At 63.1% G+C, this 12,546-nt stretch carries 13 protein-coding genes; 10 read left to right on the top strand and 3 right to left on the bottom strand.

What is annotated here, in order from left to right; genetic code table 11:
- Positions 1-131: 131 nt before the first annotated feature.
- Positions 132-1,028, bottom strand: a complete 897-nt coding sequence (locus MESCI_RS15345) for an NAD-dependent epimerase/dehydratase family protein (RefSeq protein WP_013530858.1) — start codon at positions 1,026-1,028, stop codon at positions 132-134.
- Positions 1,029-1,147: 119 nt separating this feature from the next.
- On the opposite strand from MESCI_RS15345, the gene MESCI_RS15340 reads away from it, so the two are divergent.
- Positions 1,148-2,086 (top strand): NAD(P)-dependent oxidoreductase, encoded by a 939-nt coding sequence (locus MESCI_RS15340; protein WP_013530857.1) that lies wholly within the window; start codon positions 1,148-1,150, stop codon positions 2,084-2,086.
- Positions 2,087-2,110: 24 nt separating this feature from the next.
- On the opposite strand, the gene MESCI_RS15335 is transcribed toward MESCI_RS15340, so the two are convergent.
- Together MESCI_RS15335 and MESCI_RS15330 are read right to left on the bottom strand one after the other, a co-directional pair.
- Positions 2,111-2,893, bottom strand: a complete 783-nt coding sequence (locus MESCI_RS15335; RefSeq protein ID WP_013530856.1) for a FadR/GntR family transcriptional regulator — start codon at positions 2,891-2,893, stop codon at positions 2,111-2,113.
- A gap of 198 nt (positions 2,894-3,091) precedes the next feature.
- Positions 3,092-4,081, bottom strand: coding sequence for a sugar-binding protein (locus MESCI_RS15330; protein WP_013530855.1), 990 nt, complete (start codon positions 4,079-4,081; stop codon positions 3,092-3,094).
- Positions 4,082-4,546: 465 nt separating this feature from the next.
- Here MESCI_RS15330 and MESCI_RS15325 point away from each other — a divergent pair, with 465 nt between their 5' ends.
- The 9 genes from MESCI_RS15325 (at position 4,547) to MESCI_RS33070 (ending at position 12,542) form a co-directional block, all read left to right on the top strand.
- Complete coding sequence (locus MESCI_RS15325; protein ID WP_013530854.1) at positions 4,547-5,287, top strand: ATP-binding cassette domain-containing protein; 741 nt, start codon at positions 4,547-4,549, stop codon at positions 5,285-5,287.
- 42 nt (positions 5,288-5,329) lie between these two features.
- Complete coding sequence (locus tag MESCI_RS15320; protein ID WP_013530853.1) at positions 5,330-6,328, top strand: ABC transporter permease; 999 nt, start codon at positions 5,330-5,332, stop codon at positions 6,326-6,328.
- Positions 6,329-6,415: 87 nt separating this feature from the next.
- Entirely contained in the window at positions 6,416-7,183 is a 768-nt protein-coding gene (locus MESCI_RS15315; protein WP_013530852.1) for an SDR family oxidoreductase, read from the top strand.
- A gap of 179 nt (positions 7,184-7,362) precedes the next feature.
- Entirely contained in the window at positions 7,363-8,190 is an 828-nt protein-coding gene (locus MESCI_RS15310; protein WP_013530851.1) for an AraC family transcriptional regulator, read from the top strand.
- A gap of 171 nt (positions 8,191-8,361) precedes the next feature.
- On the top strand, positions 8,362-8,805 hold the full coding sequence (locus tag MESCI_RS15305) for an SRPBCC family protein (RefSeq protein WP_013530850.1): 444 nt from the start codon (positions 8,362-8,364) through the stop codon (positions 8,803-8,805).
- A gap of 13 nt (positions 8,806-8,818) precedes the next feature.
- On the top strand, positions 8,819-9,613 hold the full coding sequence (locus MESCI_RS15300; RefSeq protein WP_013530849.1) for an FAD binding domain-containing protein: 795 nt from the start codon (positions 8,819-8,821) through the stop codon (positions 9,611-9,613).
- A 59-nt stretch (positions 9,614-9,672) separates the two neighbouring features.
- Complete coding sequence (locus MESCI_RS15295) at positions 9,673-10,155, top strand: (2Fe-2S)-binding protein (RefSeq protein WP_013530848.1); 483 nt, start codon at positions 9,673-9,675, stop codon at positions 10,153-10,155.
- Positions 10,156-10,168: 13 nt separating this feature from the next.
- Positions 10,169-11,536 carry a xanthine dehydrogenase family protein molybdopterin-binding subunit gene (locus MESCI_RS33075; RefSeq protein ID WP_013530847.1) on the top strand — a complete coding sequence of 456 codons (1,368 nt, stop codon included), beginning with the start codon at positions 10,169-10,171 and terminating at the stop codon, positions 11,534-11,536.
- Position 11,537: 1 nt separating this feature from the next.
- Complete coding sequence (locus tag MESCI_RS33070; protein WP_013530846.1) at positions 11,538-12,542, top strand: xanthine dehydrogenase family protein molybdopterin-binding subunit; 1,005 nt, start codon at positions 11,538-11,540, stop codon at positions 12,540-12,542.
- Positions 12,543-12,546 lie beyond the last annotated feature (4 nt).

Raw genomic sequence — 12,546 nt, 5'->3', positions numbered from 1 at the left:
GGTACGTGAGCATCGGCCTACGCCGGCCGTAGCCTTGACTGCCACGACCACTCATAAGTGCTTCGGCCGGCGAAGGCGGAAGCGCAGAAAGCCGTCATTCGCAGGCCGGCATCACCTGAGTGTCGACATGCCTAGGCCTGCTTGACGTATTTGCGCCAGCTATGCTCCGGGCGGAAGCCCAGCACGTCACGCGCCTTGCGGTTGGAGAGCAGCGTCTCGTATTCGCCGAGTTCGGCCTTGACCGGCACGCCGGGGTAGAACCGCTTCAAGAGTTCGGCTGTCGGCAGGTCGGACGAGGTGTCGTCATTGGCCGCGTTGAACACCTGATAGCCGAGCCCGTCCTTCTCTATGGCGCGCAGCGTGATCTGGCCAAGGTCGCGCGCGTCGACATAGCTCCAGGCGATGCGCTTGCGGAAACCCGGATCGGCGAACCATTTCGGAAACAGCGAATATTCGTGCGGCTCGATGACGTTGCCGATGCGCAGGGCATAAATGTCGGTGCCGTTGCGCTGCGCGAAGGCCCGCGCCGTCTTCTCGTTGACGACCTTGGACAAGGCATAGCTGTCCATCGGATCGACGTCATACTCCTCGTCGAGCGGGAAATATTTTGGATCGCGCGGCTCGTTGGCGAAGACCAGTCCATAGGTGGTCTCGCTGGAGGCGATGATTACCTTTCGAATACCGAGCTTAACTGCCGCCTCGATGACATTGTAGGTGCCGAGCGCATTGATGCGGAACACCTCGTTGTCGGTGGTGATCATGATGCGCGGGATGGCGGCGAAATGCACCACCGCATCGACCGGCTGCGGACGCAGCGAGGGGTCGAATTCATGCAGGCCCATATAGCTCGACAGTGCGTTGAACACCTGCCCGCTGTCGGTGATGTCGGTGATCAGCGTGCGCACCTTGGGGTTGTCGAGCGGCCTGGTGTCGATGTTGAGCACCTGGCAGCCTTGCTCGACCAGATACTGGACGACATGGCGTCCGGCCTTGCCGCTGCCGCCGGTGAACATGATCCGCTTCGTCATTTTGCTCTCCACATCCTCAGGAATTTATGTGTATTGTCAGACAATATCGCCATCCGCAACCACCCTCGCCTGCAAAACGGCAGCGCCTGACATCAATCATTGCAACAGGACTTGAAGACATGAACACGACTGCCGCGAGCGAAAAGATCGGCTTCATCGGGCTTGGCCTGATGGGCCACGGGATCGCCAAGAACATCGTCGACAAGGGCTACAGCCTGACCTTTCTCGGCCGCAAGAACCGCAAGCCGGCGGAAGACCTGCTTGGCCGCGGCGCCACCGAAGCATCGACCTCGCGCGATGTGGCGGCGGCATCGACAATCGTCTTCATCTGCGTCACCGGTTCGCGCGAGGTCGAAGCCATCATTCGCGGCCCGGGCGGCCTCAAGGAGGGTTTGAAGAAAGGTTCCGTCGTCGTCGACTGCTCGACCTCCGACCCCGTCTCGACCATTGCGCTTGCCGCTGAACTCAAGGCGCTCGGCATCGATTTTGTCGACGCACCGCTCAGCCGCACGCCGAAGGAAGCCTGGGAAGGCACACTCGACGCCATGGTCGGCGCGCCGGACGCCCTCTTTGCCAGGGTGAAACCGGTAATCGAAACCTGGGCCGGCCGCATCGTCCATATCGGCGACACCGGCGATGGCCATCGCATGAAGCTGCTCAACAATTTCATCTCGCTCGGCTACGCCGCGATCTATTCCGAGGCACTGGCACTGGCTGAGAAGGTCGGCATCTCGCCGCCGCGCTTCGACAGCGTCATCCGCAATGGCCGTATGGATTGCGGCTTCTACCAGACCTTCATGCGCTGGACGCTGGAAGGTGACCGCGACGCGCACAAATTCACCATCGCCAATGCCTTCAAGGACCTGACCTATCTGGAATCGATGGCGGGTGCGGCCGGCATTGCCAACCCGCTCGGCAACGCCACCAAGAACGCCTTCGCCGGTGCTCATGCAACCGGCCCGGCCGAGCAATTCGTACCGATGCTGGCAACGCATATCGGCAAGGTGAACGGCGTCGACCTGATGCCGATGAAGGATGGCAAGAAGCAGACCATTTAACCGATTGCCCAACGCAGGCGCCGATCACCGCCTCCAGCGCCCGATCCCTTCATCGGTATCCGCAAGCAGCTTGTGCACGGCGTTGCGCGCGGCGGCTGGGCGCTGCAGGCGGATGTTCTTTTCGATTGCCTCATGCAGCTTCTGCGCCTGGCGCTGATCGGCGACCTGCTGTGTCGTGAATGCGAAGAGATGGTCGAGCGCCGACTCGATCAACACGCCGAGCGGCACAAGGAGGTCGTTGCCGGAGGCGCGCAGGATGGCCAGATGAAAGCGCGTATCGGCGCGGATACGCTCCTGCAGGCTCAAGGCCTCGCCCATCTCGCGGCAGGCCTGGCTGATTTCCGCCATTTGCTCGTCACTGCGCCGTATGGCGGCAAATGCCGATGCTTCCGGCTCGATGATATGACGAAACTCCTGCACGGTTCGCAGGAACGCCTCGCGGTCGGGCGCCGTCGCGTACCAGGCCAGCACGTCGCGGTCGAGCAGGTTCCAGCGCTCCTTCGGCTCGACCCAGCTGCCGATCTTGGGGCGTGAGGCCAACAGGCTTTTCGCCATCAGCATCTTGATGGCTTCGCGCACCGCCGAACGGCTGACATTGAAGATCTCGGCCCATCTGGACTCGTTGGGCAGGATGGTGCCGGGCGGATAGTCGCCACGCACGATCCGCAGGCCGATCTCGCCGGCCAGCGAGACATGGACGCTCGCTCCCGCAAAATGCGCGGCACCGGCCTTGCGCATGACAGCCGGGCCGTGGCTGGCTTGTGCCTTGGCCCGGTCGGTTCGCTTGCTTGACTTCTCGTCCGGCATCCACGTTCCAATGCGTCGACCGTCTGTCGTCCGGACTGGTCCGAACCGCACGGGCGCCGATCTCGTTGCCGAAAAATCCAGATCACGGGCGCAGCAAAGCCGGAGCCGGTTGCCCCAATCATTGCGTCCGCTCGGGAATTATCGCTTCCGTCCAGGAATGACGGGGCGCCCGCAGCCGGGCGCCCCGAAATCGAGAACCTACTTCTGGATGCAGGTGTCGACCGTATCCTTGGTGCACTCGTCGAGGCCGGTGAACACCGGATCGGCGACTGCCTTGCCTTCGATCAGGTCGATCATCACCGACGGTGCCTTGTAGCCCATTTCGAACGGCCGCTGGCCGACCAGAGCCGTTACAAGGCCATCACGAGCGATCGCAATCTCGTCGCCGATCGTGTCGGCGGCGCCGATGACGAAGTCGTTGCTGGCGATCCGGTCCTTGAGCGGTCCGAACAGATCGCGATAGGGCTGCGGCGCGCCGAACAGCGGCCAGCCGCCCATGATCCCGAAGGCGTCCAGCTTGGGGTTGGCGGCGAGGATGTCGGTCATCGCCTGCACGCCCTTGGCGCCATCGTCGTTGGTGAACACCGGGCAGCCGGCGACTTCGGTCCAGCCACCTTCACCGGCAAGTGCGGCGAGGCCCTCCTTGCCCGACAGTGCGTCACGCATGCCTTGCGCACGGCGCAGGATGTTGTCGGCTGCCGGGTTGCCTTCGATGGTGCAGATCGTGCCACCATTCGGCTTGCCCTTCTTGATGTACTCGCCGATCTTCTTGCCCATCAGGTAATTGTCGGTACCGAGATAGGTCTTGCGAAGACCTGCGTCTTCCTTGCTGAGATCGGCATCGACCGTCATGATCGGGATCGACGGATTGGCACTCTTGATCGTCTGCGCGATCAGCGGCGCGTTGGACGGCGAGATCGCCATCGCCACCGTGTCGGCCTTGCTCAGCATGTCCTGGACGATCTGCGCCTCGCCGGCCTCGTCCGAAGTCGACGCCGGACCGGTGTAGAAGCATTCATATTCCGAGCTGGCGTTTTCCTTGTTCCATTTCTCGCAGCCCTGGTGGATGGCCTCGAAGAACGGATTGTCGAGACCTTTCACGACAATGACGAGCTGTTTCTTGGCCAAAGCCGGCCCGGCACCCAACGCCATGGCGGCGACGGCGGCGAGCAAAAGTGTTTTCCTCATGTCAGTCCTCCCTTGAAACAAACGGACACGGCGTGCCCGCCATACAGATCGACCGGATGCGTGATGACCGAGGGTCGTTTCGCGAGCGCTCGTATCGCCAGGACAGATCGATAAGCATTTCCAGATTCGGCTTCAGACCAGCTCACACACAGGTGCCGCCGGATCCTGGACCGTCAAACCTCCGCCAATTCCGGCCGGCGAACCGCCAGCGAGGATCGGCATAATCTCCTCCGACGCTTAGCTAATATCGGCTTGGCGCCAACGTCAATGCTATTTGTCCTACAAAACGGATTTTTAAAATAGTCCTGGCCCAATTCGTCCGACAATTGATTGACGTGCGCCGGCTTTTGCGTAAAAGAACGCTAACGCCGTCTTCGGGAGGAGCCGGGGAGAGCGAGGCCAAGCAGCGTCGGCATCCACGCCGGTAACAGCTGCAGGTCGCAAAGCACGGGGAGGCAAAGGCTGGTGGCGGTTCTCGAACTCACCAACATCTCAAGGCATTTCGGCGCTATCCAGGCCGTCAACGACGTTTCGCTGTCGATCGAGCCCGGACAGGTGGTCGGCCTGATGGGCGACAACGGCGCCGGCAAGTCGACGCTGGTCAAGATGATCGCTGGCAATTTCCGCCCGAGCCATGGCACCATGCACATGGACGGCAAGGAATTGATCCTGCACAAGCCGGCGGAAGCCCGCCAGCACGGCATCGAGATCGTCCACCAGGACCTTGCACTCTGCAACAATCTGACTGCCGCCGCCAATGTCTATCTCGGCCGTGAGTTGCGGCGCGGCGTGGGGCCGTTCCGGATCCTCGACTATGCCTCGATGTACAAGCGTGCCGGCCAGCTCTTCGCCGAATTGAAGTCCGAGACCCGTCCGCGCGACCTCGTCAAGCAGATGTCGGGCGGCCAGCGCCAGGCGGTGGCGATTGCCCGCACCATGCTGTCGCAGGCCAAGATCGTGCTGATGGACGAACCGACGGCGGCGATCTCGGTGCGCCAGGTCGCCGAAGTGCTGAACCTTATCCGCCATTTGCGCGATCAGGGCATCGCCGTCGTTCTGATCAGCCACCGCATGCCTGACGTGTTCACCGTCGCCGACCGCGTCATCGTCATGCGGCGCGGGCGCAAGGTCGCCGACAAGACGATTGCGTCGAGCTCGCCCGAGGAAGTCACCGGGCTGATCACCGGCGCTATCGAACAGGTTTGATTTCAAGCGAATTCCACCACGCACAGCAGATGAAGGTCGACGATGGCACTGACAATTGACCAGCCGATCGAGCATAAGCAGCAATCCTTGGCCGCGAGACTGTTTGCCAGCCAGACTTTCTGGGTGGTGATCGCGGTCATCCTTGCCTGCGTGTTCCTGTCGTTTGCCACCGACGCTTTCGCCACCTCAAAGAACCTCTACAACATCACCCGCAACATCACCTTCGTCGCCATCATCGCGCTCGGCATGACCTTCGTCATCATCACCGGCGGCATCGACCTGTCGGTCGGCTCGGTGCTGTGCCTGTCGTCGATGGTGCTGGCCGTCACCATGCATGCCGGCTACTCGATCGAGGTCGGCATCCTGGCCTCGATTGCCACCGCGCTCGCCATTGGCGCCTTCAACGGCGTGCTGATCGCCTATCTCGGCTTTCCACCCTTCGTGGTGACGCTCGGCATGCTGTCGATCGCCCGAAGCCTCGCCATGGTCGCCTCCAACAACACGGTGGTCTTCCAGTTCGGGCCGGACCATGCCAAGCTTCTGTCATTGGGCGGCGGCGCCTGGGTGTTCGGCATCGCCAACCCGGTGCTTTACATGATCCTTCTGGCGCTGATCACCGGCTTCATCCTGCGCTGGACCAAGTTCGGCCGCCATATCTTCGCCATCGGCGGCAATGAGCACGCGGCAACGCTGACCGGCGTTCCGGTGCGCCAGATCAAGGTTGCCGTCTACATGATCTCGGCGCTGTCGGCGGGCATTGCGGGCATCATCCAGACCGGCTGGCTGGGTGCCGTCACCACCAATCTCGGCACCGGCATGGAGCTGCAGGTAATCGCCGCCACCGTCATCGGCGGCGCCAATCTGGCCGGCGGCGTCGGCACCGCCTTCGGCGCCATCGTCGGCGCGGCCCTGATCGAGGTGATCCGCAACAGTCTCGGCCTGCTCGGCATCAATGCCTTCTGGCAAGGCGTCTTCATCGGCGGCGCCATCCTGCTGGCGGTGCTGTTCGACCGCATCCGCAATTTCCGCCGCAGCGACTAGAACCATGATCCCGAAAAGTGGAAACCGGTTTTCTCGGACAAACGGAACCGTTTGTCCGGAGATCATGGTCAAACAAAAGACGGTTTGATGGCCAACTCCCTGTTCAGCCTCGAGGGCCGGCTGGCGCTGGTGACCGGCTCCGGCCAGGGCATCGGCTTCGCGCTGGCTCGGGGCCTGGCCGAACATGGGGCAAGCGTGGTGCTGAACGGCCGCGACGCCGCCAGGATCGACAGCGCCGTCGAAAAGCTGCGCAACGCCGGCTTCAAGGCGCACGCCTCGGTATTCGACGTCACCGATTTTCAGGCGGTCAACGAGGACATTGCCCGCATCGAGGCCGAGATCGGCGCCATCGACGTCCTCATCAACAATGCCGGCATACAATTCCGCGCCCCGCTCGAGGACTTTCCCGAGGAGCAATGGGAGCGCCTGTTCAAGACCAATGTGTCGGGCGCCTTCCATGCAGCCAAGGCGGTCGCCCGCCACATGATCCCGCGCCGCAAGGGCAAGATCATCAACGTCGGTTCGGTGCAGAGCGAACTGGCAAGGCCGAACATCGCGCCCTACACCGCCACCAAGGGCGCGATCCGCAACCTGACAAGGGGCATGTGCGCCGATTGGGCCAAACACGGCCTGCAGATCAATGCGATCGCGCCCGGCTATTTCCGCACCGAGATGAACCAGGCGCTGGTCGACAATCCCGAATTTTCCGCCTGGCTGGAAAAGCGCACGCCGGCCGGGCGCTGGGGCAATGTCGACGAGTTGATCGGCGCCGCGGTGTTCCTTGCCTCCGACGCCTCGTCCTTCGTCAACGGCCATACGCTGTATGTCGATGGCGGCATGACGGCTTCGGTTTGAGGTTGGCAATTCTCCCGACCGCCATTCGTTCCAGTGCGTATCGCTCAGTCTGAAAATCCGGCCTCACTGGCCGTCATTCGCCCTCGCCGCCCCCGCGCGTCTTGACGCGGCCCCGAACTCGGCCGCACAATCCCCACTGCAGGCGAAGGGAGGCCAGTCGCCTGCGGGAGGATATACCCATGACGGAAGCGATCAGGCTCTACTGGGGCCGGTTCGGACATGTTTCTATCCTGAATGTCGCAAGCGACTTCGTCACCCATGCCCATGTCGAGGCCCATCTCATCATCTGGCTGGAAGGTACGGCCGGCGAAATGACCATCGGCCGCGAGACCGTCCGGCTTGGGCCTGGAACGGCCGCCGGCATCAACTCCTTCCAGCCGCACAGCCATGTTCTGTCGCAAAACGGGACGCCCGGTCTGTTTCTCGCCTTCTACATCGATCCCGACTGGGCGCGGCGCCGCCGCGACCTGCCTTCGTCGGCGCCGCTGTTTTCACAAGCCGCGATCACGCTGGAACCGTGGCTGCATCAGGCCGCCGCCAATCTGCTCGACCACCTCAGCGACAATGAGAGCGTCGACGACATCGCCAACTACGAGATCGAGCGTTTCATCGATAGCGTGCTCGACGCCGCCGACGCCTCGGCGCCGCAGGAGGGCCGTGTCCGCATCAACACCATGCAGGATTTTCGTGTCCGCAAGGCAATCCAGTTGATGAGAGCCAATGTCTGCGAGCGCATCTGCTTCGACGACGTGGCGCGCAGCGTCGGCCTGTCGCGACCGCATTTCTTCGCTTTGTTCAAGGAACAGACCAATCTGACGCCCAATGTCTACTGGAACACGCTGCGCATGGAGGAAGCGGTGCGGCAGCTGCAATGGTCGCAGGAACCGCTGATCTCGGTCGCCTGCAATCTCGGCTTCACCACGCAGGGCAATTTCTCGCGCTTCTTCCGCGACCATGTCGGCGTGCCGCCGACGCTCTACCGCGAGGCCGCGCGGGCGATCGCCTGAGCCAGCCGCCCTTTTTTCAGACTCCCCGCCCTTTTTCAGACTCCCCGCCCTTTTTCAGACTCCCCGCCCTTTTTCAGACTCCTTGATAGGCGCTCAAGACGCATTGATAAGCGTCGCTGAAATGGCCGCCCTACCCTTGCACCGGATCGCTTTTGCAAGGGAACATTTTGAATGGCCAAAGTCACCATCTCCAGCGTCATCGACGCGCCGGTCGAAAAGGTCTGGGCGCGCATACGCGACTTCAACGGGCTGCCGGACTGGCATCCGCGCATGGTGGAAAGCCACATTGAAGACGGCAAGGATGCCACCACAATCGGCTGCGTGCGCAATTTCCAGCTCGCCAGCGGCGCCCGCCTGCGCGAAAAGCTGCTCGACTTCTCCGATCAGAATTTCCTGGTCAGCTACTCCATCCTCGAGACGCCGCAGCCGCTGACCAACCACAAGGCGACCCTGCAGCTGCGGCGCGTGACCGATGGCGACCGCACCTACGCCGAATGGACCGCCAGCTTCGACGCCGCCCCCGAGGAGGCAGACAAGCTGGCCGAGGGCATGGGCGCCAATGTCTTTCAGGGCGGCTTCAATGCCCTGAAAAGCCATTTCGCCGGCCAGAGCTGACAGGAGCCAGACCATGGCGCTGGCACTGCAGACTTTTGCAACGGTGAAAGCCGCGAACGCGGCACTGAAGGCGGCCGGCACCCGCTATCTCGGTGGCGGCACGCTGGTCGTCCGCGCGGCCAATGAAGGCGACGTTTCGGTTTCCGGCCTTATCAGGTCGACCGAGCCGTCCCTGTCCACCATCGCCGTTGCCGGCGATAAAGTCTGCATCGGCGCTTCGGTGACCATGGCGGCGATCGCCGGCCATCCGGAGCTCGGCACGCTCGCCAAGGCCGCCCGCGCCGTCGGCGGCCCGGCCATCCGCAACATGGCGACCGTCGGCGGCAATCTTTTTGCCCCGGCCCCCTATGGCGATTTCGCCGTTGCCCTGTTGGCGCTCGATGCGACGGTCAGCACCGATGGCGGCGAAACGCCGATCGAGACCTTCCTGGCCAATCGGGACGGCAGCCGCGCCGTCGTCACTTCCGTGAGCTTCACGCTTCCGAAGGCCGACAGTTTCCGCTTCCTGAAAGTGTCGAGGGTCAAGCCCAAGGGCGTCTCCGTGCTCAGCATAGCCGGTGCTCTGGAACTGTCGTCGGATGGCACCGTGACCTCGGCGCGGATCGCGCTCGGCTGCATGGCGGATCGGCCCATGCGCGCCAGGGCGGCGGAAAAAGCGCTGATCGGCCGAACGCTGACCGCTGACGGCATCGCGCCGGCCTTGGCCGCGGCCGGTGATGGCACCTCGCCCATCACCGACCCGATCGCCAGCGCCTGGTATCGCGCCGAAGTCCTGCCGGTTCATCTCGGCCGGTTGCTGCTCGCATAATATTTGTTCGGGGGCGCGCGTCTGTCCGCTGGTTCGGGCAGGCGCGCAAGGAGGAAAACATGGCAAAGATCCCGGTTCAGTTCACGCTCAACGGTTCTGAAAAGGCCGAATTTATCGATAGCGGCACTACGCTGCTTCAGGCGCTGCGCGACAAGATCGGTGACACCTCGCCGAAGGGCGGCTGCCATCAGGGCACTTGTGGTGCCTGTTCGGTCATCATCGACGGCGAACTCCGGCTCTCCTGCCTGACGCTGGCCGAGACCTGCAATGGTGCAACCATCACCACGACATCCGGTCTTGCGGAAGGCGGCGTGCTGCACCCGTTGCAGCGGGCCTTCCTCGACACGTTCGCCACGCAATGCGGCTTCTGCACGCCGGGCATGATCATGGCGGCCAAGGCGCTGCTCGACCACACGCCCAATCCCAGCCGCGACGAGGTAGTCGAGGCGCTGTCGGGCAACATCTGCCGCTGCACCGGTTACGAGCCGATCATCCAGGCGGTGCTGACCGCCGCCCGCGCCAATTCGCAGAACGCGGCCTGAGGGGTCCAAAACAATGGAACTGCGCAAGAACTACTTCGCCGATCTCCGCAAGGACGATTTGCACGAGATCGGCCAGCCAAGGCCGCGCTCGGATTCGCCTGGCCATGTCACCGGCAAGACCGCCTTTTTCGCCGACCGCAATTTCCCCGGCATGCTGCACCTGAAGATGGTGCGCAGCCCGCATCACCATGCCCGCATCCGTTCGATCGACACCTCGGAGGCGGAAAAACATCCGGGCGTGGTGAAAATTCTGACCGCCAAGGACGTGCCGCACAATGTCTACACCATCCTGATCCTGATCCAGATCGGGCCGGAGGACGAGACGGTGCTTGCCGACGGCAAGGTGCGCTGGAAGGGCGAGGCCGTGGTGGCGGTGCTGGCCGAAACCGAGCGCGCGGCACAAGAGGCCGCAGCCAAGGTCAAGGTCGACTATGAGGTGCTGCCGGCCGTCTTCGACATGGAAGAGGCGCTGAAACCCGACGCGCCGCTGGTCAACGAATATCACGGCCAGAATTATTACCTCTATGATAGCGGCGAGTGCCGTAAGGTGCGCTTCGGCGATGTCGAGGCGGGCTTCGCCGGCGCCGACCACATACTGGAGCAGAGCTACCAGTCTTCGCCGATCGAGCACGCGCCGACCGAGACCACCGGCTGCGTGGTGGCGCCCGAGGGCAATGACCGCTTCACCTGCTACACCAACACGCAGGCGATGTTCTTCACGCTCGACAACACCTCGATCATCCTGCAGATGCCGGGCAGCAAATTGCATTTCGTCGGCGGCACAGTCGGCGGCGGTTTTGGCGGCAAGGTCGACGTCATCGTCGAGCCGATCGCCATCCTCGGCGCAAAACTAACAGGACGACCAGTCTGTTTTATCTACAGCCGCGAGGAGGAGATGCAGATCTCGTCGCCGCGCGCCGCTGAAAAGGTCGTCATCAAGGACGGCGTCATGAAAGATGGCCGCATCGTCGCGCGCAAGGTCACCGGATACACCGATGCCGGCGCCTATTCGCGCCACTCGCCCTATGGCGCGCAGAAGGGCGCGGGGCATTATCCCGGTCCCTACACTATTCCGAACGTCTGGATCGACACCTACTGCGTCTACACCAACCGCACGCCGTCGTCGGCCATGCGCGGCTTCGGCGTCACCATCGGCGATTTCGCGCTGGAGGTGCAGATGGACAAGCTGGCGCGCCTGATCGGCATGGATCCGCTCGAATTCCGCTTCATCAACGCCTATCGCGACGGTGATATGAAAGCGCACCGCCAGCCGACAGAGGGCGCCGCACTAATCGAATGCATGCAGGAAGCTTCGCGCGCCGCCAACTGGCCGGTGGCGGAAAAGTACCTGGCGATGTCCTCCTACGTGAAGGGAGCTTGAGATGGCGATCAGGCGCGGACGCGGCGTTGCCGCGATCAACTATCCCACCGGCATGAACCTCGGCGGCGACCCAACGCAGGCGCTGGTGCACTCGACGCCAACAGGCAATTTCATGGTGACATTGTCCTCCGTCGATCTCGGCCAGGGCATGAAGCAGATCATGGCGCAGATCTGCGCCGAGACCATCGGCGTGCCGACAGACCGCGTCGTCGTCGACACCGCCGACACCGACACCGGCCCGCACTGCATGGGCACCTTCGCCTCGCGCGGTACGCACCGCGCCGGCAACGCCGTCATCCAGGCGGCAAGGGAAGCGCGGCAGGTGATGCTGGAAGTGGCCGCCGAGGAACTGGAGGTGAACGCCTCCGACCTCGAGACAGACGGCCAGGGCAACATCCTGGTCAAGGGCGCCCCGCAAAAATCGATCTCGATCTTCGATGTCGCGCTGTCGGCGCATTTCAAGCGCGGCCGCTCGATCTCGGGCCGCGGCATGTTCCTGATTCCGCGCTCCTATCCGGAGAAAGAAACCGGCGCGATGAAGCCGTCGACCTGCTACGCGCATGCCTGCACCGTGGCCGAGGTCGAGGTCGACGACGAGACCGGCGAGGTCACCGTGCTGACTGTGAAGAACGTCTTCGAGATCGGCCGCGCGCTGAACCCGAAAATGGTCGAACAGCAACTGGTCGGCGGTTCGTGGATGGGCATCAGCCACGCGCTCTACGAGACGACCGAGCCCTATTATCCCAACCGCGACCATGGCGGCACCGACTTCAACCAGTATCTGATGCCCGGCCCCGGCGACCTCGCCGAGACCGAGATCATCGTGCTGGAGCGGCCATCGGCGGACGGGCCATACGGCGCCAAGGGGCCGGGCGAAATGTGCGCCAACCCGCAGATCCCGGCGGTCGCCAATGCCGTCTTCGACGCTGTCGGCGTGCGCATCGACACGCTGCCGATCACGCCGGAGCGCGTCCTGCGCGCGCTGAAGGCGCAAGCGGCGAACTGAGGCT

Origin of the sequence: Mesorhizobium ciceri biovar biserrulae WSM1271 (assembly GCF_000185905.1) — a bacterium.
Classification (GTDB): domain Bacteria; phylum Pseudomonadota; class Alphaproteobacteria; order Rhizobiales; family Rhizobiaceae; genus Mesorhizobium; species Mesorhizobium ciceri.
Note: the sequence above shows the minus strand (reverse complement) of the source record. Positions and strands in the feature narration are given on the sequence as shown.

What these genes read in the sequence shown, in the direction of transcription:
- MESCI_RS15330 (WP_013530855.1), bottom strand. Translation starts at nt 4,081, where the DNA reads ATGAGGAAAACACTTTTGCTCGCCGCCGTCGCCGCCATGGCGTTGGGT.
- MESCI_RS33075 (WP_013530847.1), top strand. Translation starts at nt 10,169, where the DNA reads ATGGAACTGCGCAAGAACTACTTCGCCGATCTCCGCAAGGACGATTTG.
- MESCI_RS15345 (WP_013530858.1), bottom strand. Translation starts at nt 1,028, where the DNA reads ATGACGAAGCGGATCATGTTCACCGGCGGCAGCGGCAAGGCCGGACGC.
- MESCI_RS15295 (WP_013530848.1), top strand. Translation starts at nt 9,673, where the DNA reads ATGGCAAAGATCCCGGTTCAGTTCACGCTCAACGGTTCTGAAAAGGCC.
- MESCI_RS15320 (WP_013530853.1), top strand. Translation starts at nt 5,330, where the DNA reads ATGGCACTGACAATTGACCAGCCGATCGAGCATAAGCAGCAATCCTTG.
- MESCI_RS15340 (WP_013530857.1), top strand. Translation starts at nt 1,148, where the DNA reads ATGAACACGACTGCCGCGAGCGAAAAGATCGGCTTCATCGGGCTTGGC.
- MESCI_RS15300 (WP_013530849.1), top strand. Translation starts at nt 8,819, where the DNA reads ATGGCGCTGGCACTGCAGACTTTTGCAACGGTGAAAGCCGCGAACGCG.
- MESCI_RS15335 (WP_013530856.1), bottom strand. Translation starts at nt 2,893, where the DNA reads ATGCCGGACGAGAAGTCAAGCAAGCGAACCGACCGGGCCAAGGCACAA.
- MESCI_RS33070 (WP_013530846.1), top strand. Translation starts at nt 11,538, where the DNA reads ATGGCGATCAGGCGCGGACGCGGCGTTGCCGCGATCAACTATCCCACC.
- MESCI_RS15310 (WP_013530851.1), top strand. Translation starts at nt 7,363, where the DNA reads ATGACGGAAGCGATCAGGCTCTACTGGGGCCGGTTCGGACATGTTTCT.
- MESCI_RS15305 (WP_013530850.1), top strand. Translation starts at nt 8,362, where the DNA reads ATGGCCAAAGTCACCATCTCCAGCGTCATCGACGCGCCGGTCGAAAAG.
- MESCI_RS15315 (WP_013530852.1), top strand. Translation starts at nt 6,416, where the DNA reads ATGGCCAACTCCCTGTTCAGCCTCGAGGGCCGGCTGGCGCTGGTGACC.